This is a genomic window from Mycobacterium sp. IDUB_39 (assembly GCF_055419205.1).
The window spans coordinates 407,835-432,786 of the sequence record NZ_JBVAXF010000001.1; the positions used below are offsets into that span (position 1 = coordinate 407,835).

The 24,952-nt window shown below is 62.1% G+C and carries 14 protein-coding genes and 1 riboswitch; of the genes, 2 read left to right on the forward strand and 12 right to left on the reverse strand.

What is annotated here, in order from left to right:
- Positions 1-46 precede the first annotated feature (46 nt).
- A complete protein-coding gene (locus ACZY0X_RS01995) occupies positions 47-667 on the forward strand; it encodes a cutinase family protein (protein ID WP_463768731.1) in 621 nt (206 codons plus the stop codon).
- Between the two features lie 41 nt (positions 668-708).
- Here the strand turns inward: ACZY0X_RS01995 and ACZY0X_RS02000 are convergent, their stop codons facing one another.
- From ACZY0X_RS02000 to ACZY0X_RS02055, 12 genes are all read right to left on the reverse strand, one after another.
- On the reverse strand, positions 709-1,518 hold the full coding sequence (locus tag ACZY0X_RS02000) for a hypothetical protein (protein WP_463767919.1): 810 nt from the start codon (positions 1,516-1,518) through the stop codon (positions 709-711).
- Between the two features lie 72 nt (positions 1,519-1,590).
- A complete protein-coding gene (locus ACZY0X_RS02005; RefSeq protein ID WP_463767920.1) occupies positions 1,591-2,118 on the reverse strand; it encodes a hypothetical protein in 528 nt (175 codons plus the stop codon).
- Positions 2,075-2,186: riboswitch (SAM riboswitch) on the reverse strand. It overlaps the preceding gene by 44 nt.
- A gap of 31 nt (positions 2,187-2,217) precedes the next feature.
- On the reverse strand, positions 2,218-3,867 hold the full coding sequence (locus ACZY0X_RS02010; RefSeq protein ID WP_463767921.1) for an ATP-binding domain-containing protein: 1,650 nt from the start codon (positions 3,865-3,867) through the stop codon (positions 2,218-2,220).
- 407 nt (positions 3,868-4,274) lie between these two features.
- On the reverse strand, positions 4,275-5,372 hold the full coding sequence (locus ACZY0X_RS02015) for an EcsC family protein (RefSeq protein ID WP_463767922.1): 1,098 nt from the start codon (positions 5,370-5,372) through the stop codon (positions 4,275-4,277).
- Between the two features lie 412 nt (positions 5,373-5,784).
- Positions 5,785-9,165 carry a TM0106 family RecB-like putative nuclease gene (locus tag ACZY0X_RS02020; RefSeq protein WP_463767923.1) on the reverse strand — a complete coding sequence of 1,127 codons (3,381 nt, stop codon included), beginning with the start codon at positions 9,163-9,165 and terminating at the stop codon, positions 5,785-5,787.
- 87 nt (positions 9,166-9,252) lie between these two features.
- On the reverse strand, positions 9,253-12,345 hold the full coding sequence (locus ACZY0X_RS02025; RefSeq protein WP_463767924.1) for a type III restriction-modification system endonuclease: 3,093 nt from the start codon (positions 12,343-12,345) through the stop codon (positions 9,253-9,255).
- A 5-nt stretch (positions 12,346-12,350) separates the two neighbouring features.
- Positions 12,351-14,216: a site-specific DNA-methyltransferase gene (locus ACZY0X_RS02030; RefSeq protein ID WP_463767925.1), complete on the reverse strand. Its 1,866-nt coding sequence runs from the start codon at positions 14,214-14,216 to the stop codon at positions 12,351-12,353.
- Positions 14,217-14,219: 3 nt separating this feature from the next.
- Entirely contained in the window at positions 14,220-14,885 is a 666-nt protein-coding gene (locus tag ACZY0X_RS02035; protein WP_463767926.1) for a DUF4391 domain-containing protein, read from the reverse strand.
- Positions 14,882-18,145 carry a helicase-related protein gene (locus tag ACZY0X_RS02040; RefSeq protein ID WP_463767927.1) on the reverse strand — a complete coding sequence of 1,088 codons (3,264 nt, stop codon included), beginning with the start codon at positions 18,143-18,145 and terminating at the stop codon, positions 14,882-14,884. Before ACZY0X_RS02040 ends, ACZY0X_RS02035 begins: the two co-directional genes overlap by 4 nt.
- A gap of 761 nt (positions 18,146-18,906) precedes the next feature.
- Positions 18,907-20,457 carry a serine/threonine-protein kinase gene (locus ACZY0X_RS02045; protein ID WP_463767928.1) on the reverse strand — a complete coding sequence of 517 codons (1,551 nt, stop codon included), beginning with the start codon at positions 20,455-20,457 and terminating at the stop codon, positions 18,907-18,909.
- A gap of 335 nt (positions 20,458-20,792) precedes the next feature.
- Positions 20,793-22,646, reverse strand: coding sequence for a serine/threonine-protein kinase (locus tag ACZY0X_RS02050; RefSeq protein WP_463767929.1), 1,854 nt, complete (start codon positions 22,644-22,646; stop codon positions 20,793-20,795).
- A gap of 99 nt (positions 22,647-22,745) precedes the next feature.
- Positions 22,746-24,290 carry an alkaline phosphatase D family protein gene (locus ACZY0X_RS02055; RefSeq protein ID WP_463767930.1) on the reverse strand — a complete coding sequence of 515 codons (1,545 nt, stop codon included), beginning with the start codon at positions 24,288-24,290 and terminating at the stop codon, positions 22,746-22,748.
- Positions 24,291-24,474: 184 nt separating this feature from the next.
- On the opposite strand from ACZY0X_RS02055, the gene ACZY0X_RS02060 reads away from it, so the two are divergent.
- Complete coding sequence (locus ACZY0X_RS02060; protein WP_463767931.1) at positions 24,475-24,951, forward strand: hypothetical protein; 477 nt, start codon at positions 24,475-24,477, stop codon at positions 24,949-24,951.
- Position 24,952: the final 1 nt, after the last annotated feature.

Genomic DNA, 24,952 nt, shown 5'->3' on the forward strand with positions numbered 1-24,952 from the left:
AGTTCCGTGTGAGGATGCAGGCGTGATCCTTCGCTTCGTCGCCGCCATGGCCATCAGCGCTGCTGCCGTGATCGGTGTGCCGGCGACGCCGGCGTCCGCCGATCCGTGTGCCGATGTCGAACTCGTCTTCGCCCGCGGCACGGCGGAGCCGCCCGGCCTGGGACGGGTGGGCGACGCGCTGGCCAACACGCTTCGACCGCAACTCGGCGGCCGCACCCTGGGCACCTACGCGGTGAACTACCCCGCGAGCTACAACTTCCTGTCCACCCGAAACGGAGCCGACGACGCGGCGGGCCACATCGCCTGGTTGACGGAGCAGTGCCCGGCCACCCGAATTGTGCTGGGCGGCTTCTCCCAGGGTGCGTCCGCGGTGTCGATGCTGGCGGGGGTGGCGCCCGTCGGGGATCGCATCGGCTCGATCGGGTCGGCCCCGCCGCTGCCCATAGAACTCGCCGGCAATGTCGCTGTCGTCGCGGTGTTCGGAAACCCCGGGGCACGGTTCGGCAGCCCGTTGTCGACGACCGGCCAATTCGCGGGCCGCGCAATCGACCTGTGCAGTCAAGGGGATCCGATCTGCTCGGCGGGCCGAGATCGGTCGGCGCACAGCAATTACGAGCTTCCTCCCTACCCGGATGAGGCTGCGCGGTTCATTGCGGGGCTTGTGTAGGGCGGCAGGTTTGCGCCGTTAGCCGTGCCGCGGTCAGAAAGTCACCATTTGTGGTAACAAGCTCCGCAGCACCATCTTTCGGGTGAGATACAGCATCCTCCGGCATGCGACCACGGTGGGATGTTCGCGTGATCTGAAGGCATCCCGTAGAAGGTCTCACAGGTGCGGCGCTCGCCACACTCCGGGCACATCGGATGCATCGCGAACTTGAAGGCCACGACGCTCGTGTAGCCCTCGCCAGCCATACGATCGTGACAGTGGAGGCACAACACCGCCGGCCAGTCGGCAGCATCCGTCCATGCGGATTCGGGCTCAGGCCTCACGTACGAATCGACGGTGTGCACGAACACCTCGTCGCGAGCATTCGGGACCGTGAGATCGATGTCCTGCTCGCAGCCGTCGCATTGCCCGTCAGAGCGAAGCAATGTGCGCGCGGCGGCCATCGAGTTGTGGCCGAAGCGGCTATCCGGGTCGCAGCCATATCGGCATTCGGCGAGCGCGAATTCCAGCTTGATGGCGTCGTCTCCATCGAAACGCCATCCTTTTGCGGCTAGCCACTGGAGGTCGAGCAACTTCGCCAAGGTCGACAACTCCACTAGGTTCGGCTGGCGAAGCTCTCGTTCAAAGGCTGCGGTCCGCGGGTGACCGCCGGTCTCGACGTGCGCGAAGTCGGCTAGCACCGAGGGTGGGTCCGTGTTCAGAACGAATGCCACGGTGTCGCCCGCTTCGGCCTCAGCCGTCCCGTAGCGCCACGGCTCATGTCGCGATCGCGGCTCGATGAGTGCGATCACCGCGTCTTTCCAGTCAGTCGATTGGGCGATGTGCAGCCGATGACTCAGAGGTTGCTCCATCGGACAATTATCTTAGGAGGGTATGACAATTCATTGATCTAGATAGTTGCTGGAGTGACCCACCAGTTTGAATCATCCAGTCGACTTCGAGTCACAGCCACCGTTCTCATGCTGTCGTGCGATCGCGGTCGCCAGGTCGCGCGAGATCGCCAACTTCATGGATGAGCCCGGCGTGGCGAGCCACTGGCAACCTAGGCATGCCGGGTGAGCCACCCACCGGGCCGATTCAAGCACCACACCTGGGTGACGAGCCGGCCACTTCTCGGGGTCGTCGCCGTGAGAGGCTTCGTAGTCGAGACGCATGGCTTCACGTTCGTCCCACAACCTGCGAGCAATGGTCACGCCAGTGGTCATGCGTTTGAACTTGATCCAGGGGGTGACGCGTTGGGGCTGAAAGAAGGCCTCGTAGTACGGCCCCCAGGATTCCAAGAGGCCGCGCCCCGGCACCCAGGCATCGACCAGCTCACTATTCGAACGCGGTCCGCCGGGGCCCCAATTCAGGGAAGTAGACGCAACATCTCTCATTGGTCCGGTCCATTCGCCGGCCTCCGCCGCGGAGGCGCTCTTGCCGACGACGGTTGGCGTCGACCGCTTCGTCATCCGAGCCACCCCCGAGCGTGGGGTTGGCGCACCGTCAAGTCGGAGCTTGGCGACGGCGTCTCGTGAAGCTGATGTCAGACTAGCGCGGTCGACTGACAATCACATGACGCCGAATCGTCGTGCGAGATCCGGGCCGCCCACCTCCCGGATGAAATCGGGGTCACCGCAGACGATCAGTTGATCCCTGGCTCGGGACAGTCCGACGTAGAGGCGTTCGCGGGAGCGTTCAAACGCGCGTTCCTCGTTGACCACGACCACCACCGCACGCCGCTCGAGGCCCTTGAACCCCAGGACGTGGCCGTAGAAAACCTGGTCAGTATCCCAGAAGGTGTCCCAGTAGGCCTTGTGCCCATCACGCTGACGCTCAGTCTGCTCGGGATGACGGCTACCGGTGGTCAACAACGCGACATCCTCTGGCCGCCAACCCTGCTCGAGGATAAGGTCGATCTGATCGTCGCCCTCCCCCAAGGCCTCACCGCTGGAGCAGGGCACGAATGTCACCGCGGGGCCTTCGCCGCCGAGGAATCGCATTGGATGGTCGACGAGGGGTTGGAAGGCGTTGGCGATCTGGCGGGTGTTGCGAAGGTTGTGGTCGAGGATCAGCGGGACCAGAGGCACCGGCGGCGAGCCGTGCCGGTTGAAGACGCGCTGGCCCTCATCGCTAAAGACATAGATGCCGCCCTCGACCGGGTCCTTCAACGCGGCCAACAACGGATCCCACCAGGCATCGGCGAAATCCTGAGCCTCATCGACGACGATGGAGTCGAACCGGTGACCGGGTTCGAGTTGAGCGGCGAGATCGGCCATCTGCAGCGGGAGATCGTGCTCCCAAAACTGGACCGTCTGATCGGTGCGCAGCGACTCGTCCGGTCCAGCGGGGGCACCCCACCGCTTGCCGAGATCGTGGAACTCACCGACGTACGCGGGCTGGTGTCTGCGCGGCCAAGTGTCGGCGATGCGCTCCAGGTAGGACGCCAGCCCGTGCGAGTAGCAGACCAACGCGACACGCTGACCGCGTTGGGCGAGCCGGCGGGCCTGCTCCATCGCGAGGAAGGTCTTGCCACTGCCGGCGCCGCCACGGATCTCTACACGGTTGAGCAGCCTGATGGCGTCGAGGACGACGGCCTGGTGCTCGGTGAGCGCATCGGCGGCATCGTCATTGGCCAGCGCGCGGGCGACGACGTCGCGCTGCGGTAATCCCCTGCCGCTCATGGCCGTTGCGAGCTGCTCGATACCCTGTTGGCTGAGCAGCGGCCGGTCGAGTTCCTGCCTGACCAGGATCTCGCGGAGCCTGTCGACTAGGTGGGGCAGGTCGGTGCGGTCGATGACCTTCCAGCGGGGGCAGTCGGGCAGGTCGAAGTCGGCAGGCAGCTCGGTATGGGGCAGGACGATGACGTGGTCCCAGCGCAGCCGACCCTGCGTCCAACGCGGGTCCTTCTCGATGAAGTCGCGCAACGCGTAGCAGGCTTCGCGGGCCTGACGAGCCGGCTCGATCGGATGGTCCCTGCCGCCTCGCTTCTGCCACCATCCGTTGCCGTCGTGCCAGACCTCGCCGCCCTTGACCTCCAGACACATGATGCCCGCGCCCTCGATACCCGCGACGAAGTCGACCTCATGATCCTTGAGGTGATCGGTGACTCGCTGACCCGGCACCACCAGGTCGTTGGGTTCGAGCTGGTCGACCAGGGCCCGCCACGTGCTGCGTTCGCTGCTGTTGAGGCGCGGTGTCTCGGTGACGGTGATGGTCATGAGTGCTCTCCGGAAATCATCAACGCCATTCCTCCCCTGGTTGAGTCGACCTCGAAGGGAAGGCTAACGCCACCGACTGACGAACCAGCCGATGTTGGGTTACACCCCGACCACATCGCTTGACGTTCAGTTCGTCGAGTAATTCAACCTGGCTCAACCTCATGTTCCTACGCACACGCTCCCACGCCACCGCAATCCTCCACGCCGGAATGAGCTTCGGACCCGAGCCGCTCGCCATAGGTCGTTCGGTTTCCCCATATTCCGGTGCGGCCGATCGCGGTGATGTAATTGGGGCGCTTGACTCTTAGTGTCCGGACCTCGTCACCAGGCTGGGCCACGGCAACGATCCGCTCGAACAGGTCGTCATCAAATTCAGCCGCGTTCGCACAGCACGACAGCCAAATCGCTCACGCGTCGGCCCCTCTCGTATCGGTCCGAGTTTCACCGTTACTTGCGCCGAGGTCGATCCCCTCAGATTTCAGAATGCCTAGAACATCGATCGTCGCATCGGTATCGCCAAAGCCCTCGGCGCCTTCAGTATCTTCCGCAATCTCTACATCGATTACGGTCATCGCCGCGTTCCCGTCCTTGCCCAAGAGGAACCGCTCGCGGTAAGCCCAGTAGGCGGCATCAGCGATGTCACTGACAACCTTCCAGTTCAACGCTGCACCCAGGCCAATGCCCGCAACCGGGACAAATTGTCCGAGCTTCTTTTTCGTCAACTTCTGGCCGAACTGAGTCGCGAATTTCTGAGCGACCTTGACGAACGTCTGCTGATTCAACTGCCGCCAAGCTGCGTTCGTCGCAAGACTGCGTGTTAGAACGGCTAGCTGTTGGTACGCGGCGGCCTTCGCAGGCGCAGTAGTGGCGAGTCCTAGCCCAATGATCTGCATCATGAAGACTTCTTCCGCGGGATCGCGGGGGTCGTAGCCGTAATACAGGGCATCGTGGGCCACCACGCGACTGCAAAGTGTAAGCAGTGCCGCGGCGTCAACACCCATCGCAGCGGCGATCGTGCCCAAGCCAGGAGCTGCGCCAGCGCCCGCACCCACAACTCCTCCTGCAACAACGACCGCCTGGCCGCCAGCGACTGCAAGCCCGGCTGCCGCGCCTTCTGCTGCCGCCGACAGCGAGTACGCGTAGTGCAGACGACTGAAGGAGGCGACGTTGTCAATCGACCGGAGATCGAGCGTTCTAATGTCATCAAGATGCTCTACGGAGTGGCCCTTCTTGACGTACGCACGAACCACCCGGGTATCAGATGTCGTGAGCTGACCCGTCCGGGTCATGGCCTTTCCGGCGCCCTCGGCAGCCGCCCCAAAAACCGCTGCACCGGCATCTCTTGCTTTGTCTACCCCCGGCACCGTCTGCAGCCTGCCGAAGATGCTCGCACCTCTTGCCTGGACAGCCGCTGGAACCAACCGCCGCGGTGACCGGCTGAGGGCGCGCTCCTTATGAGCGTTCACCTTGTCCAGCTGTTCCCGCTCGTACTCGGACAATCCCATATTGCACTACCTCCTGGCGATGTTCAGCAACATCAGAGCACATACCTCCGACGGCCAAGTGCGATATGCCGTACTCCTGAGCGTCCTCGGCCTGGTGCCGTGCACCATCGCGATCCAGCATGCCGACGATATCCGGCACGTAGCCGTCCCTCACTCGTCGAGTCTCAGACCCCGATGTCGAAGAAGACTCGCGCGCGTATGCCCTTCGGGATAGCCGTACAACGGTACGCACGTTTCGGACAGCGGTTGCGGGACTCAGGAACTCAACGTCCAAGCCTCAGCGACCGAGCGAATTCGTTGAATCAGTCTCCAAAGGCGTCGAGGCTGTACCGAACGTCGGCGTTTGTGCATGGGTTGCCGATCAGCGTCAAGCTCTGCAGGATGCCATCGACGCCTTTCATTCCCGTCCCAGTCATTTCCCCGCCCCCGCTACCTCGAAGCGTGCAGTCTGAGTCTCGGCGTGCTCGACGAAGGCGTTGAGGGTCGCAAGCAGTCTCATGCCTGCGACCGTGCGCGCACGCGTATTAAGCAGCTGCTCCGTGCACACCAAGTAAGCGAGGCAGCGAGCACGACTGACGGCCACGTTCAGGCGGTTGCGCGAGAAAAGGAATTCCATTCCGCGGACAACATCTTCGCCGCTCGAAGTCGTCATGCTGAAGAAGACGACCGCTGCCTCCTTGCCCTGAAAGTTGTCCACGGTCCCAACAGGTACCCGCGCTATTCGGGGGTCCACGGCGAGGCGCTCCCGGATGGTGCGGACCTGATCGTTATAGGGCGCGACCACCATGAAATCGATGGCAGTCAATTCCTTCTCGACTCCCTCGAAGTCGACCCAAGTGGTACCGACAAGCTTAAGCAGTTGTTCAGCGACCAAGTCAGCTTCCTCGACGGAGAAGGTCGTGTTCCCGACGTGCTTGGCCCGCAACCAGCGCAAACCCGTTCCTGCGGCAGTTGTTTGGCGGGCGCAGTCTGGGTGGTAGGTCAGCCGCCCCTCGTAGATCTGTTCGGAGATGAAGCCGCACACGTCGGGGTGCATCCGCCACGTCGTCGACAGGAACACTCCACGGTCATCTGCAAGGGTGACGCCCTCTCCCACGATGTGCTCGAGGACGCTGCGTCCGCTGTCCCGTGGGTGCGCAGCCTGCGCGACCTGAGGCAGCTGCAACGGGTCGCCCAGCAGAATCAGATTGTGGGCTGCACGCGACGCGGCCAGTGCGTCGGCGAGTGACAACTGACCGGCCTCGTCGATGACGAGAACGTCGACCGGCGCGTCTGCCATCGCATTGGACGAAAACAGCCATGTCGTTCCGGCGACGAGGTTGAATTCCCCTCGTGCGCATGTCAGATTGTCGCCTGCGCGAGTAACCCCGGCAGGCACCGCGACGCCCTCTGCCGGTTTCTGAACAGCACGGAGGTCATCGCTGTGTCCGAATTCGGCGAACACCGCGATCACCTTCTCCAAGAGATGTGTGATGGCCACATGACTGGTCGCCGTGATCCCGACTCGCCGCCCAGCGGTGATCAAGGTGTAGATCAGGTGTGCCGCGTTGTGTGTCTTTCCGGCACCGGGTGGCCCCTGGATAGCGACGAAACTGTGGTCGAGCTGGGTCACCCACTGCGTCATCTCGTCGAGGTCGTCGCTGAAGACGCCACCCGCGGGTCCGGCGCCCAGGAACCGCGGCAACTGACAGTCAAGCAAGGAGAATGTTAGGGGGTTGGGTGGACGTCCGTCGAGAACGTCGTCCGCAAAGGCCTGCAGGGCAAGAGCCTTCGGCGTCCCGTCCACCCATTCGTCAAGCACGACCGACCCTGGAGTGTCGGGCAGCTCACGCAACTTTTCACCCCAGACCAACTCGACCTCGTTGCCTATCCGATCAAGTCGCTCGATGGTGGAATAGAGCCGATTCCCATCCTGATCAACGAGGATTACCCGGCCACCGTCGCGAGGAAACCGCTCCAAAGTCTGGCTTGGGAACCTGAACCGCATCAGCGGGCTAATGGGCTGGCCGCGTTTTCCCGTCCGCTCGATCTGGTCAACGACGGCCAACTCCGCCAACACCTCGGGGTCCGCCAGTAGGTCAGCAGGGTCGGCCTGCAGTTTGAGCGTCCGCGGGACGATGTAGGCCTGCCACTCTCTCCACCAATAGCCCAGCAGGTCGCCAAGGAAGAACTTGGCTGTTTCCTCGCCAAACTCATGAAGCCGCACAACGCGTTCGTTTAGTTCCGGGATGCCCGGCTCGGGCTCGGTGACGGCATCGCGGAAGGGCATGTCGGCGGGGCGCTGCGATAACAACCAGTCCCGCAGGGCAAGCGTGGCTCGGACGTCGTCTTCGTTGTACGCGGCGATTGCCCCGAGTTCATGTTCGTCGCATTCAGTCATGTAGCGCTCGTACTGGACCACCGCACCTGCGCCTTTGTCGATGTCGTGGCTGCGCTGGAACTCAGTTAGTCGCTCCACTGATTTCAGCCCGTAGGATTCGGTGCCGATCTGAAAGCCATTGAGGATTACGAGATAAAGGTCAACGAACCCACCCGTGCTGACCAACTCGTCAAGTTCAGACTCGACGACCCCATGTGATGCCGCCATGCGCTGCAATGCTGAACGCTCGGTGTGGTTGTAGTGGTACACGTGCATGCTCGGCCACTTGTCACGGCGCCGAGAGAGGTATCTCACCAACTCTCGGACGGCATCCGACTCCTGCTCGAGGTTGTGCGCCCACCACGCGTGATACACCCACACACCGTTGTCGCCGCGCTCGATCAGTCCGAATAGAAAGAACAGACCAGCGTCGGCGCGCCAAAAAGGATGGCCTTCGAAATCCAGGAAGACGTCCCCATCGTCGGGTGCTGGCAGCTGCTCGAGGCCTCGACCCCAGACTGGCTCCTCACTAGCGTCGACAATCGAGAACGGCGGCGGAATAACATGATTGGCACGTGCCTGGAGCTGAAGCGCCGCCTGAGTGACCAGCCGAGCAAGCCTTGTTGCGTGCATTCCGTCAATAGGTCCTGACGCGCCTGCCAGCTGAGTCAGGGTCGGCAAGTCGGCACCCACCACTGTCGCGATCTCGAGTTGGCGGATGCCGGCGACATAGATCAGCGAGTCTTCACTGCGCCAGCGCTCCTCGCAGACGCCGTTGAACTCACAGAACGGGCAATGCGCGCACGGCTGCGGGATGGACGCCGCATCAGGTCCGACATCGATGGCAGCGGGTAACTGGGTTCGGAGCCGACGCCAGTACGGTCGAAACTCGTTTACTCGCAGGGTCTCTACTTCACCGGATCCCAACCAGATGTGCATTCGCTCGACGGGAGTTCCAGTCAGTGCTTCGATGGCTTCGGCGTAGAAGCAAAGCTGCAACACGTGGCCCGGCTTGGCCTCGGTGCGGGTCAGCTTCGCATCAACGGGCTCATACGTTACGGCGCCGGACTCTGAGTCGCGGACGCGGATGACGAAGTCCGCGATCCCTCGAATACCGTCGTGAACGAAGGGCATCTGGTAGAGCACGTCGAAGTCGCCATCGAGCGGATTGCCTATGCGACAAACCCAATCGGAGAACAGCTCGCCCTTGGGCCGATCCTCGATCTCGAGGATGGAGAGGCTGTCCCGCCGGTAACCCTCAAGGCAGTCCCGCTCATGAGCTAGTCCCTTGTCGGCGAGGAGTCGGGCGAACGAGCTAAACACCGGCTTGGGGTCATCGATGATTCCGGCATCGACTTGGCCGCGCAACGTTAGGTAGTGGGGACATTCAAGCCACGCAGTTACCTTCGATGGTGTCATCAATCGTTGTGGCATATGCCTCCCTTGACAATCGCCTTCTGGGAAAGCTAGCCAATCGGCCGAGCGCCCAGCATCTCATCCGTCATGTGGTCACTCCTTCACTCAAACTGTTACGAGCTGCATCAGCTTGGTGTAGTCGGTAACAACGTCGTATTTGACGTCCTCACCGTTCCTTTCGTTCACCGCAGCGAAGAACTTCTTGGCGCATTCGATCTTGGCATCCTCGGCTCCCTTGAGTTGAAGAGACGAGAGTGAACCCTTGGTTTCGGCGACGAAGTAGATGTGCTTTACGGTCCCCTCGGTGAAGGCGATCGCCCAGTCAGGGTTGTAGTCACCGACGGGGGTAGGGATAAAGAACCCTCGTGGGAGTTTGGCGTAAACGGCAACCTCTTCACTTGTGTCGATCTCGGTTACGAAGGCTCGCTCCACCTTCGAGTCAGTGACGACGTAGTCGTAGATGTGCTTCGTCAGTTTCTTGCCGGCTTGGGTGAGATCTTGCTTGGTCTGGTTCTCCGTGAAGATGGCTGTGTCGAACCGGTCCTCAAGTGTGTCGTAGGTCAGGTGCTCGATGATCGCCGTTGCCTTCTGCTCGTTAATGAGTCGAGCGGCCTCCGTGATGAATTGCTCCGGATTGAGCCGGAACCTAGCGAATGTCTCCGGCGTGACTCCGCTGAGGATCGCCGCTGCGGTACTTCGGGTGAGCTTGGTCTTCTCGGTGATTTCACCAAGCAAGTCGTACTTGACCTGCGAGCCGGACGAGACCGTCTCGGTGTGGGTGGCCATGCTCGTCACGTCAAATCCGGTTCCGGAGGTGAGGTCTTCGGCTTCCAGCGAATCGCGCTGGGTGCCAGCTTGGACTACATACTGCATCGCCGCGACGTTGAGGTGCTTATCGAGCGCGTGAATGCTCTTACGGATTAGCTCAGATGAGTCGAACTTGACCTGATAGACAGCCTTGTGGTTGATCCGGCTCCATAGGGTCTGGAACTCTTTCTTGGCGAAGTTGGCTTCATTAAGCGGGATCCTTTTGGGCTTGCGGGCATCGGTCGGATCCGGGAGATTGCTGTACAGCGAGTCGACCAACGGCAAGACGAACTCGAGCAACGGTTTCAGAGCCTCAGATGTAGGCTCGGCGAGACTTCCTGTCTCCCTGGCTTTCTTGTACACCTCGGAGAGGGTGTCATCCTCGTTGACGTAGTCATTCTTGACGAGATACTTGTAGAGCGCCTGCGCGAGCCCTTCCTCCACGACAGACTCGCCGTCTTCCGTATTGAATGTCTTGCCAGTGAAGAATTTGACGCTCGCCTTGCGTGGCCGGGCGGCGAGGGACTCGGAGATTTCTTTCTGGAGCCCGTCCACAAAATCGGTGTAGGACTCGTCGGTGACGACGGTTAGTTCGTTGATGTCGTGCACCGTAACGGGGTTGTCCATGCGTTCGCCGTGCTGGTCGACTGCCAGACGTAGGCCGCGGCCGATCTCCTGGCGCCGGGACACGGTGTTGTCGCTCTTCTTAAGCATGCCCATCACGAATACGTTGGGATTATCCCAGCCTTCGCGAAGGGCGGAGTGCGAGAAGATGAACCGGACGGGTTCGGCGAACGAAAGCAGGCGCTCCTTGCGCTTGAGGATCAAGTCGTACGCTGCGACGTCCTTCGACTGGCCCTTCTCGTCCCCCGACTTGTGCACTTCTCCGTCGATCGCTCGTGTGGTCTTCTTGTCGATGGAGAAGTAACCCTGGTGTACCGCACGTACGTCATCGCGACGCAGGTAATCCTGGTACGCCGCGGTAGCGGCATCGAGTATGAGTTCACCGAGGATCTCCTCGACGATCGCGACGTATTCCTCTTCAAAGACCCGCGCATAATCGCCGAGGGTGTCTTCGCGTTCGTAGTCTCGATACTTCGCGACCTCGTCGATGAAGAACAGCGACAGGACTTTGATGTCCTGTGCGAACAACTCCCGTTCCTTGTCGAGGTGTGCGCGGACCACCTCGCGGATCTGGATGCGACGCTTCGTTTCCTCGGTGACGTCCCGGTCTGCGAGCTGACCAGCGGTGACGATGTCACCATTGCTTAGCTCGATGACGTCCCGGTTGGCGTCGATGTCAGTGACGATAAGCGGGCGCCCGTCAGGTTTATACGCTTCAATTCCGTTTGAGAGCGTATGGAGATTGGTTCCTTGGTCAACGCGTTTGACCTGCCGCCTGATCGGACCACCCTTCGTCTGCACCTCAATCTCAATGCGGGCATGGGGTTTGGCGCCCTTGGCGATCTCGATCGCATCGAGGTACAGATACGCCGTCGAGCCGGCAAGTCCTTTCACCGTGATGCCGCGTACCGCGATTTTCTTAACCAGCTTCTGGTTATAGGCGTCGAGCGCATCCAGGCGGTGAACCTTGGTGTGCTCAACCTTGTGGGTAGCCGAGTAACGCAACACCATGAGCGCGTTGAACCGCGACAGCGCCTCCAACGACTTGGGCGCGCCGATCTTTTGGGGTTCATCGATGATCACGATGGGCCGATTCGCCCTGATGACATCAATCGGCCGGCGCGACTGGAAGTCGTCGAGGACGTCGTAGATCCGACGGTTGTCCTTGCCGGTGGCATTGAACGCCTGGATGTTGATGACCATCACCTGCACCCCCGCATCGGAGCTAAACCGCTCCACCTCATGGAGTTGCGATGAGTTGTAGATGAACGTCCGCGGCTTGGTGCCGTACATCTGCTGGAAGTGTTCGGCCGTTACGTCGAACGACTTCTTGACGCCCTCGCGGATCGCAATTGACGGGACCACGATGATGAACTTCGACCAGCCGTAACGCTTGTTCAGCTCCATGATCGTCTTGATGTAGACGTAGGTCTTGCCCGTGCCGGTTTCCATCTCGATGTCGAGGTTCGGGGCGCCCGGGGCCGCCTTGCTGTCCTCCAACTTGTTGGATAGCGGCAGGTTTCGGGAACGCTGGACCTGATGAACATTGTCGAGCCTTTGCATCGACGTCAGCGCGATCTCAGCGTTCCGCAGACCCGCATCCGGTGTCGCGCTCGTCTCGAACAGCGCGGGGGCCGTAGGTGGCTTCTCCTTACCCGGATCGATCCGGTAGGAAATACCGTCATGCTTCGGCTGCCCGGCAAAGACCTCCACCACAGCATCAACTGCATCAGTTTGATACTGCTGGACCTTGAACTTGAGCTTCATCTGCGTCAGATCGCCTTTACGTCCGTGGACGGGGAAATCTCGCGGAAGATCTGCTCCGCGTTGATCCGAGCGGCATCAGATTCAAAGCCGGAGTCGCGGAACACCGCCCGCAGCGGCTGACGCTTTGCGATGGCCCGCACCAACTCAGCGCTCACCTCCGAATCGAAGCAGGCGACAAGCGCATTATCTTCGACGACCAAGACCTCCTGACCTTCGAGCCTCTCGACCGAAAGAGGCATGGTCAATTCGAGGCCCCAGTCCAGCAGCACCTGGAACAGCAGATCTTCGCCCGATCTTCCAGGTTTCACGCTGTTCTCAAGTTCAGTGAGTGCTTGCTGGCCAGTATCGTCCGGGGTTCGCAGGACGTCCGCCATGTTGGTTGTGTCTACCCGGAGACTTCGGAAGCCGACGTCGAGAAGACCGCCTTCATACCCTGCCTCTTCAACAGTCCTCTTCCCGCCGCGTCGAAGGCGTTCCCGCGCGATAGCGGCGATTGATGCATGACCAGCCGCCGCCGCCTCGGATTTCTCATTCGGCTTCTCGTCCAGCTGCACGAGAATGAATCGCCGGGACCCTCCATCCTCGGCGTTTAGCTTCGCCACCGCGTGACCGGTAGTTGCCGACCCCGCGAAGAAATCCAAAATAATGGAATCGCGGTCCGAACCCTGTTGGATCAGTTGCTTGATTAGCCCACTCGGTTTAGGGAATGTGAAGACCCCGTTGCCCAACAAATCCCGACTTTCCTGGGTGCCATCGGAAGTGTGTATTCCGTCGATAATAGACCGGAACGCAATGAAGTCGGCCTGCATATCGGATCGGAATTTCTTCTCGCGCGGCCGCCCGCCTTCACGTGAGGGGAAGATTATTCGGCCTTCAGACACCAGCCCTACCATCTTCTCGCGGGAGTATCGCCAGCCAGTGCTGGGGTTTGGCGGATAGACGATGCTGGTACTGGGGTCAATTAAGTCATAGTGAAGATTTGGTCGCTGTTCTCGCGTAGCAAGACCGAGGATGCTGCGGCTCATCCATGGACCGCGCGGATCAGTGTCCGGGTTGGTGAATTTGGACTCGTCGCGTTCAACTCCCCGGAGTGTAAGTTCCGAACTCCTTGAGTACGCTAAAATATACTCGTGATCGGTTGAAACGTTCGTAGTTGCTCGCGCATCTGTAAACTTACGCGCTCTCCAAACGAATTGTGCGGTGAAGTTCGCCTCACCGAATATCTCATCGCACAGCTTCCGCAGGTTGTCGACCTCGTTATCATCGATCGAAATAAAGATCACCCCGTCGCGTGTAAGCAGGTTCCGGGCGAGCTTCAGTCGCGGATACATCATGCTGAGCCAGTCTGAGTGGAAGCGCCCATTAGCCTCTGTGTTAGCTATTAGACGATTTCCAGCGTTGTCGATCTGGCCGGATTTAGCCAAGTACGCAGCAGTTGTTTCCGCGAAGTCATCGTCATAGATGAAGTCCCCGCCGGTGTTGTACGGCGGATCGATGTAGATGAGCTTGACCTTGCCGAGGTACGACTCTTGGAGCAACTTCAGGGCTTCAAGGTTGTCGCCTTCAATGAACAGGTTTTGGGTGGTGTCGAAGTCGACTGATTCCTCACGAATTGGTCTGAGGGTCTTAGCGATCGGTGCGTTGGCAGCGAAGGCTGCCTCTCTCTTGCCGGGCCAGTCGAGCTGGTAGCGCTCCTGCGGCCCTTCGACGACGTGGTCAGACAACTCCTGGCGCAACAAATCGAAGTTAATTGCCTTCTTGGGGGTGCCGTCGGCGTCGAGTGTCTCGGTGACGACGCTGGGAAACAGCTCGGCGAGCTTGTCGATGTTAGTGTCGGCCAGATTAAGTGACGTCATGCGAAGTTTCTCCACCGGTTACCTTTGCTGTTCCAGTTCTGCTTTCTTGGCTTTCAACGTGCGTCGTAGCTCGACCTTGCGGTTGAGTTGCGCCTCGGTGCGTAGCTTCCGCTCCAGCATGGCGACCTCGCGTTCGAGCTTGCGTATCGCGTCTAGTCGTGCGGCAACCTCCGACACGTCTTCCCCCGGGCGGGCCGATACCGGAGTAAGCGGCTGCAGGAGCGCCGTGTACAGGGCGGGGAGGGCAATAGCCGCCGGAAGTGGTTGCCGCTCGACGTCTTCTGGTTGCCAGCCGGTCGTGTAATACGCGCCAATTCTGAGCGCGGTGGACGCGACCTGCTTGTGCGCTGCAGTCATACGTGTTCGCCGGTCGGCATCCACACCCACCACAATCTCGAAGATAATTGGCGTCTTGACGGCCTTGTCAATGGCGGCAAGCACGGGCTCGCTGACGTCCGTGCCCTTCGCATCGATCTGGAAGACCTGGATCTCCGGTACAGCAGTGTTGCCGGGCAGATTGATCGTGGCTTCGGCAAGCTTGTGGGTCCAGGTAATCCGATGGACCTCCGCGACGAACCTCTCGCGCACAGCAGCCGAAACGGTGCCGTGCTCATAGAACTTAGATTTTGGGACTACGCGTCCAAACGCAGAGGCCGCAGGCCATCCATATAACAAGTCTGTCATGCGTCCCCCGTGTCGGGGTCAACGATCACGATGAACGCAGTCAATTCGAAATCGTCCAGGCCGGCGATCGTTTGGGTGAGCGCGGTTGTCCCCCCGCCAGTGAAGAGGCTGTCGATGTCACGCTCCTCGGTGACGTCAATCATCGAACCGATTGCCGCCGTGAGCAGTTGGGAGTACTTACCCATCTCTGCACCTTCCCTTGTGGCGGCGTTAAAAATGGTGGTGACTTCGGCGACGGGCTCGTCGCGAGGTCGGCAACCTGCCCGGATCAGATCGAGCAGGTGCTTGACCTTGGTGTAGTCGGCGATGACGTTGCCGTCGTCGTCAAGGTAGATGAGGTAGTGCGGGTGGAGACGGTTGCCGCGGTTGATGTTTTCGTCGGCATTGATGTTGCGGAGCGCAAAGAGCACACCGGGGCACAGTCCCTTTGCGTGGTCAGCGGGTACAACGGCATGGAGACCCTTTGGGGCGGTCGCGAGGTCGCCGTACTCATTGAGGTAGCCCAAGAGGTCCATCCGGAAATCGTTGAGACCGAGGTCTGTGATGGAGACACCGGTGCGGACGTCCTCGAGTTCGATGACGTCGTCCTGGAGCTTGCGGAGCTGTTCCTTGCGGAACGCAGCATCGCTGCTCTCGGGAGTGAGGACATTGTCATCGGCGGTGCCGGCGAGATCAGCGATAACCATGCGGTTCTCGACGCGTTCCTTGAGGTTGATGTACTCGTCGAGAGAGATATCCGGCCAGAAATTCACCAGCTGTATCTGCGCATTAGTTGAGCCGATGCGGTCGATGCGGCCGAAGCGTTGGATGATCCGCACCGGGTTCCAATGGATGTCGTAGTTGACGACGTAGTCGCAGTCCTGAAGGTTCTGCCCCTCGCTGATGACGTCGGTGCCGATGAGCACATCCAGCTCAGCGGTTTCCTTCGGCATGGTCAGGTGACGCTGCTTGGACTTCGGAGAAAACAGTGTCAGGACTTGCTGGAAGTCGTAGCCGGTGCCCAGAGTGGTCCTCGCAGCTTGGCTGCCGCCGGTGACGAGGGCGGTCTCCAGTCCGACAATGGTCAGGGACGGCGCCAATTCGCGGTATAGGTAGTGGGCGGTGTCGGCAAAGGCAGAGAAGATCAGTGCCTTCCGGTTGCCAGGATTGATGGGATTGGCGGTCTTTGCCTCGATGAGCCGCTTCAGCGATTGGAGCTTGAGGTCTCGTTCGGGCGTGACTTTGCGCATCTCATTGAGGAGCTCTCGCAGGGTCTCGCGATCATTCCACAAATCGCGTTGCCAGGACTCGATGTCGATGTCATCGAGGTCGATCTTGATCTTGTCTCCAAACGAGAACGCCTCGACATTGGCGTCGTCTTCGTCGTCGACGTCCAAGTCGAGCCCGGTGAAGTCGAGGTCGGTCAGGGGTCCGGTGCGCGATTCGATGCGGCTCAGTGTCTCGTTGACCGTTCCTTCAATCTTGCCGAGGGTGAGCCGGAATGCCTCGACCGAACTCTCCAAGCGCTTGAGCAGGTTGACGGTCATGAGCTTCTTCAAGCCCTGCTCACGGCCGAACTGCCCGAGGTTGGAGCGTGCTGTGCCGCCCTTGACGTTGTACAAGTCTTCGTACTTGCTAACCCGGCTCGGGAACACATAGGCCAATGGGGTGTAGACCGCGAGTGTGAGTGCCTGGAGCTGCTCGAAGATTTCGTCGAAAGCGGGCACGTTGGGCAAGTCAGAGAGGGGCTCGCGGATCGACTTTGGTGGCAACCTTTCTGGGAACGCACCGATCTCACTGGTGTCATAGAACGCCTGGATGTGTTTGCGGGACCGCGCGATGGTGACCGAGTCGAGCAGCTCGAAGAAGTCGAAGTCGAGCATCTGCAAGATGCGGTCCGTGGTGCGCGACTCGGGCGGGAGCTTGGACCACTCGTTGAAAACACGCTGCGCGTCGCTGAAAACCTTCTCAACGGTGGTGGAGAGGTTGAGCTGCTGTGCGAGGTTCTCCGACTCTCCCTCATAGGCGAGCTGGAGCTGGTTCTTCAAGTCGTTGAACCGGTTGTTGACCGGGGTGGCCGACAGCATCAACGCCTTGGTCTTCACGCCCTCGCGGATCACTCGACGCATCAGCCGCTGGTAACGCGACTCCTTCTCGTCGGCGTAGTCCGCATTCCGGAAGTTGTGTGACTCGTCGATCACGACCAGGTCGTAGTTGCCCCAGTTGATACGGTCGAGCCGCAGTCCCATTGACTCGCCCCGCGTACGCGACAAATCGGTGTGGGCAAGGACATCGTAGTTGAACCGGTCGTGGGCAAAGATATTCGTCGTCAGGTTGGCGTTGTAGTTCGTCCAGTTCTCGGCGAGCTTCTTGGGCGCCAGGACGAGGACCGACTTGTTGCGTAGTTCGTAGTACTTGATGACCGCCAGCGCTGTGAATGTCTTACCCAGGCCGACGCTATCGGCGAGGATGCAACCGTTGTAGGTCTCCAGTTTGTTGATGATCCCCGTCGCGGCGTCGCGCTGGAAGTTGTACAGGCTCTGCCAGACCTGCGTCTCCCGATAGCCAGTGCGATCATTGGGCAGGACGTCCTCGCTAATGTCATCGAGGAACTCTGAGAACAAGTTGTACAGAATCAGATAATAGACGCGCGCCGGTGAATTCTCCGCGTACACAGTCGCGATGTGGTCATACACCATCTGTGTAACGTCTTCGAGCTGATCGGGGTTGTTCCAGATCTGGTCGAACAGCGCGGCGTACTGCATGGCCAGGGGCGACTCGTCCAGCTTAGTGACGATGTTCGACACCGCGTTCCCGCGCTCGTAGCCGAGATCAGCCGAAGTGAACCCCTGAATTGGCTGGTAGGCGGCCGCCTCGTCCACGACCGCGAACTGCTGCATCGGAGCGCCGGTCCGGTTCGAGCGGAAGCGAACCTTACGGCGCACCCAATCGGCGCACTCCCGGGCGATGGCCCGCTGAGTCAGTTTGTTTCGCAACCGAATTTCGAACTGTGAACCATAAAGGGCTGATTCCCCATTCATGCCGGATGGAATGAAGAACTGCCGACGCTCCTTCGGCAGCTGATCCGTGGCCTTCGTGGCGACAAACGACGGCGAGGTGAAGACAAACTGAAGCTCCTCGACACGCTCCAACTCCTTGTGTAGCGCCTCGAACGCAAAGATTGAAAACGTGGCGGCCGCGATGCGTAACTTCGTTCCCGGTCGCACCTCGGCCTTCAGGTCGTCACCCAAGAGATCATTGATGTTGTCGATGATCTTCACGTTCAACCCTTTGGTCGTGTCATCGGAAATCTCTCCTCAGCAACGAGCCCGATCGCGACGTCAACGCGCTGACCAGATTGCCTCATAGTTCGGGGAGGTCCCCGAACCACATAGTTTTCTTGAAAGAGTCCATGGTGTGGACGGGCTCCGCGAGCAGCTGCTGGGTCCAACCCAGGAAGGTAATGGGGTTGACCTGTCGGCGCACCAGCCGCTGTTGTCGGACTCTTGCCCCGCACCCATCGATCCCCCTCGCATGACCTCTTGTAGGCAATGGACGGGATGTTAGCCGCCGCCCCCGTCAATTTGGCTCGATTGTTGTCCAAGTGCTCGACATCTCAGCAAATCTCTCTACCAAAGTTGGTCAAGCCGGCCTGACCTCTGAGGAATCGCAATCATCGTCGCGCCATACGGATGCTGTCACGGGTCTCGTCAGCTAGTAGACGTCACCGAACAGCACGGCCACGTTCCGAAGCCACCAGTCGACCCAAGCGGGCGGTGTTCCGCTGGCGGTGTGTCCGTCCTGCCCGGTGGGCTGATGCAGCGGTCCCAGGCTCAGCTCAGGCAGTTCCCGGACCCAGGCCGGCGCCCGGCACAACAAGAGTCACGTATATCGATCAAGACAGGGCAGTGTCGCAAGACCAGACCGAAGTTAGGTACTCAAGCTTCGCCCATCGACGCCGATCTCAATCTCTCTAGCTGCCGGAAGTGTTTGACGCGATGGTCAAGTCGCCAAGTAGCCGCGAGGCGCACGCCCGCAACCACTACCGCGACCCGTACTCCAAAGCAGGGTCCGTCTCAGACCCCCGACTACTCGAGATCGTCAACTGGTCCGGCCGCACCTGATACCGCGAACCATCGTCCGGATTCAAGGCGTCAAACCCACCGCCGGCGGGCACCGCGTTCTGCAGCACCAGCTGAGCCCCGTCGCGCAACCGCTCGCCGCGGTAGTAGTAGCTGCCCGGCGACGTCTCGCACACGATCGCCAGGGAGTTTGCGGTCTTGATCATCGCCGCGGGCGAGCTGCCCGCGTCGCAGCGCGCCGAGTGACCGACGAACCCCTGCGAATCGATCCCCGACAGGCCCGCGATCGGCGCCGAACTCGTCGTCGTCGTGGGTGACGTCGACGTGGTGGACGGCGTCGTGGTCTCCTCCGACGCCGACGGCGCAGGCTCTTCAGAAGACAATGGCGGCGGCACGGCCAGCGTGCTCCGCGGCTCGGAGCCCCCGCCACTGCCTCCAGTGGACGCCACCACCGCGGCCAGCACCCCTGCCAAGGCGAACATCGCGGCGATCCCCGCCACCAACGCCAACTGCGTCCGGCTGAACCGCGACTTCCGGACCGGCGCCGAAGGCGGAATCGGAGCATGCGGCACGTAGCCCGTCACGGACGGCCTCGGATCGACCGCCGTGAACTGCCGCGTCGGGGGCGGCGAACTCGGCCGAGCGGGTGGGGCCGGCGCCGCGGCCACCGGCCGCTCGTGCGCGGCGGCCGTCGCGGCCCGAGCCAGCTCACCCGCCGACGCGTATCGCTTGGCGGGGTCCTTGGCCATGCCCTTGGCGACGACGTCATCAAACGTTGACGCGATCCCGCGGCGCATAATGCTCGGCCGCGGCGGCGGTGAGAACAGGTGCGCGCTCATCACCTGCCGCAGGTCGCCTGCCTCGAACGGCGCCCGACCCGTCAGGCACTCGTACAGCAGGCACGTCAACGAGTACACGTCCGACGCCGAGCCACCGGACTGTCCGTTCAACCGCTCCGGCGCCATGTAGGCGCACGAGCCGATGACCAGACCCGTCTTCGTCACCGTCGCCTCACCGCCGCCGTAGGCGATGCCGAAGTCCACCAGGTAGGCGAAGTCCTCCGGCGTGAGCAGCACGTTCTCGGGCTTGATGTCGCGGTGGACCAGGCCGCTGGCGTGCGCGGCGTCCAGCGCGGACGCGACCTGGCCGATGATCGCCGTCGTCCGGGCTGGCGGCAGCGCGCCGTTGACCCGCAGCTCGTCCTTCACGCTGGTGCCCTCGACCAGGCGCATGTCGATGTAGAGGACACCGTCGATCTCGCCGAAGTCGTGCACGGGGATGACATGCGGCTCCTGAAGGCGCGCCGCGATGCGCGACTCGCGACGGAAGCGCTCCTGAAAGCTCGGGTCGGCCGCCATGTCGGGCCGCAGCACCTTGAGTGCCACCTCGCGCTCACGCACGGTGTCGTACGCGCGATAGACCTCGCCCATCCCGCCGACACCGATCAACGAGTGCAGCTCATAGGAGCCGAATCGCGAGCCCAGACGCGGGCCGACATCCGGAGAACCCATATGCGTTCGTCCTGCCCTTCCGCGATAGATCTCATGGTGACCGCGCAGGTCACACCGTCAACCCTGACGGTGTTCCCGCATGCTGCTGCGCTCAACCCGCTCCCCGCGGCAGGCGACCTGCTGTGACACCGAAGTCACAGCAGCACAAGCCAATTGCTCGCAAGCCAGAGTACACACGTCGTCACGCTGCAGTTGATCGACGACGACGGTGACGCTACCTCGCCCACCTACGTTCTTTGCCGCGTGGCACTCGACGGTGGCCCGGGGACCGGCGGGTGTAGCCGCCGTCCACGCCACTCGTGACACCGCTCACAAATCGGATTCCAGCGACGCCACTATGGGTTCAGCTTCGTGCTTCCCTCGATGGGGTGCGTCGTACTGACGATCTTCGCGATGCAGTTGTCCCTGTCGAAGCCCTGATCGGTACACCACCCGAGGACTTGGTAGGGGTTGTTGGAGAACAGCCCGACGATGGTGACCCAGAAGTTGGGACCGTCGTAAGTCGACCAGTCCCCCGACCACAACAGTCGAACGTCGGGATAGATATTGCGTAGCCGCAGATGTTCCTCGAGGATCGCCTGGTTGTCCCAGATGATGCCTTTGGCCTCGATGCCGACGCGCTTCGAGCTGATCTGCGGAACCCAGATATCGGCGAGGCGGGCGGCGACGTAGCCGCGATCTTCGCCCGCGAGGTTCTGCAGCCTGGTCAGGCTCATCTTCTCCACGTCCGGCGTCGGCGACACCGAGACCGTCCGCGTGGGTGTGGACGGTCTCGGCCGCGGGGTGGGCGTCGGATCGTCGGTGCCTCTCATGAGGAACTCGACGCCGGCCTTCGCCTCCTCCTCCGTGAAGCTCATCTCGTGGCCCTCTCCCACCTGTACGCGGTAGAACCGAGCCCCCGCGGGGACGTCGCCGACCTCGAACTGCATGACGCAACCGTCGTCGCTGCTACTGCTCTTCTGGATGCTGCCCTTGGCCAGAAGCTTGCCCGACTCATCCTCGACGGTGATCGGGGAGTTGGGCGCGATGTCGCCGAAATCCCTTGCTCCAGCGCACTTGTAGCCGGTGGGCAGGTCGACCGTCTTGATGATGTCCTTGGTCAGTTGCACCTTTCCCGCGAGCGTGAACGCGTCGCCAGGAGGCGCCTCGTTGGCGGGCCCCAGCGCGAAGTACGCGACCAGGGCGATCGCCAAGACGATTGCCGCCGCTCCGATCAGGAGGGCACTCCGACGGCGACGGTTACCAGGCACTGACGCTTCCGGTGTACGCGCAGCGGGAGTGACCACGGGCGCCACCATGGTGTCAGCGGTGTGCAGAGTGGGTGTCGTCACCGATTCGTCTGGTGTCTCGGTGGGCGCCTCCAACGCGCTGACGAACTCCATGCACGTCGCGAATCGATCCTCTGGGTCCTTGGCCAGCGCCCGCGTCAGCGCCGCGTCCAACGCCGCCAACTCGGACCGGATGTCGCCAAGCTTGGGCGGCATCGCGTTGAGTTGGTTGCTGATCACCACGGCCGGATTCGAGTGCTGGAATAACTGCGTTCCGGTCAGCAGGTGATAAGTCGTTGCCGCCAGCGAGTATTGGTCGGCTCTGCCGTCAACGGGGAGTCCCATCAGCTGCTCGGGCGCGGCATACGCCGCCGTCCCGACGGTCATGTTGGTGGCCGTGAGCCCGCCGCTACTATCCTCGGCTAGGTCGCGTGCGACACCGAAGTCGCCGAGAAGGATTCGTCGTTCCCCATGCTCGGCGTCGGCCACCAAGATGTTGGCAGGCTTCACGTCACGGTGCAGCAAGCCCTTTGCGTGGGAGTAGTCCAGCGCCGATGCCACCGCCTTGGCGATGGCGAGGGCATCGTGAAGCGGCATGCCATCGGGATACTGCTCCTGAAGCAGACGGGCCACGTCGGTGCCGTCGACGAAGTCCATCGTGATCCACAGTCGCCCGCGGTACTTGCCGCGGTCGAGGATCCCGACGATGTGCGGGTGCCACAGCTTGGACGCCAGATCTGCTTCCCGATTGAACCGCTCCATGTAGTCCGGGTCCGACGAGATGTCGGACCGCAGGACCTTGATGGCGTCGTGCCGGGGCAGCCTGGGGTGCTGGGCGAGGTAGACCTCGCCCATCCCCCCTGAGCCAAGCCGCCGCTCAATGGTGTAGCCGGCAAACTTCGCACCGTTGGCAAACGGCATAGCCGGACGGTACCCAGGAGTCGAGCGCTTGATACCCCGAATGCGGGTACTTCGGTGCCTGCGCCAACCCGGCGTTCGACCGTCCCGCGACCCCCACCCTCACAAGGACCGAAGCACCGGCTCCCGATCCGTCACCACGAACGACGCGTCGGTGCGCACCGGCGCCCCCGGCCGCGACACGTACGGCACCACCCGGAAGTCCGCCCGCATCTCGTCGGGTGTCACCCGCGCCCGCACATATCCGCGCCGATTGCTGAAGTACCGGATGTGCGGGTTCTCCGGCAGTACCGCCTCAATTTCGGCCCGGGTGTCCGATCCGTCACCGCCCGACGTGATCGAGGACGTCACCAGCTCCGTCGCGACCACGGGTGACGACGGGTCACCGACCCGCTCGCGCACCTCGGCGGCCCAGTGCGAGTGCACGTCGCCGGTGAGCACCACCGCGTTGCGCACCGGCGAGTCGACCAGCCCGGCGATGATCCGCTCCCGATTGGCGGTGTAGCCGTCCCACCCGTCGGGGTTGATGCCGTCCTCCGGTCCGGGTTTCAGCTCTACCCCACCGAAGAACACCTGCTGTCCCAACACATCCCACCGCGCCGACGACCGCGCGAACCCGTCCAGCAGCCACCGCTCCTGCTCCGCCCCGGTCAGCGTGGCCGCCGTATCGAACCGCTGCGCGCAGTCAGATTGAAACTTGTCACCACACGGCTGATCGGTGCGGTACTGCCGGGTGTCGAGCATGTGGAACGTCGCCAACCCGCCCCACGACACCCGCCGGTAGAGCTGCATGTCGACACCCCGCGGCCGCGCCGACCAGCGCAGCGGCATGTTCTCGTAGTACGCCTGCAGTGCCGCGGCGCGTCGGGCTAGGAAACCGGGCTCGGGTTTCGCGGGCACGTCGTCGGCCCAGTTGTTGGCCACCTCGTGGTCGTCGAACACCACCAGCCACGGCGCCACCGCGTGCGCGGCCTGCAGGTCGGGATCGGTCTTGTACTGCGCATACCGCTGCCGGTAGTTGGCCAGCGTCACCGTCTCGGGCCCGATGTGATCGCGCACCCGCTCCCGACTCTGCCCGGTGGCGTACTCGTACTGGTAATCCCCTAGGTGCACAACCAGATCCGGCTGATCCTCGGCCATGCGCCGGTACGCAGTGAACCAGCCCTGCTCGTAGTGCGAACACGACGCCACACACATCGTCAGCGGCCTCAGCGACCCCAATTCCGGTGCGGTGCGGGTGCGTCCGTCGCGTGAGAGATGACCGCCGGCACGGAACCGGTAGAAGTACTCCACACCGGGACGCAGCCCCTCGAGTTCGATGTGCACGCTGTGCGCGGCCTCAGGCACCGCCGTGGCACTCCCCCGCCGCGCGATCCGCGTGAACGACTCATCCTCGGCGAGTTCCCATTCCACGTCGACCGGCCGCGCCGGCATGCCGCCCAGACCGTCGTCGGCCAGCGGGTCGGGCGCCAGCCGCGTCCACAGCACCATGCCGTCCGGGGCGGGTTCACCGGAGGCCACACCCAGGGTGAACGGGTCCGATGACAGGAGGCCGCGTCGGCGTTCCCCGGAGAATCCCACGACGGGCAGAACAGCCAGGACGGCCGCTCCCTTGAGTACGGCGCGGCGACTCGGACGATGAGACACGGCCGAGTGTCCGAGCCCCACCTTTCCAGTCGGTGACGGACAGCGGTCCGGTGTCTCCCCGGAGCCAGGACATCAGCCGAACAGGTTGTGTACGTGGCGTTTCCTGATGGAGGCCAGCGCGTGTCTGACCTCTACTTTTGCAAACCCGAACTGAAAGGACGCGGCCCGTGCTTACTGTGGCGACATGCCTGCTGCCATAGAGATGTCCCATCCTCCCGAGGCGCTGCTGCGCGCCGTCAACCCCGCCCTGCGAGTCCTGATCGGTGTCCCCGGGGTCGGCTCGGCACTCAAGGACTTCATGGTCGTCGAGTTCACCGGCCGCAAGTCGGGGCGACACTTCGCCGTGCCCGTCAGCGCGCACCACCTCGACGGCGACCTGTACGCGATCCTCGAAGCCGGGTGGAAGTACAACTTCGCCGACGGAGCACCCGCTGAGGTGGTGCACGCCGGCAAGAAGACGCCCATGCAGGGTCAACTCATCAAGGATCCGGCGACCGTCGCCGACATCGCCCACCGCGTCGCGACCGCCTACGGTGCCAAGAAGGCGCAGCGCTCGATGGGCTTCAAGTTCACCACCGGAACGGTCCCCTCACTCGCCGAGTTCACCGAGGCCGCCACGCGCCTGAAGATCGCGGCGATTCGGCTGACCCCGCGCGCCTGAC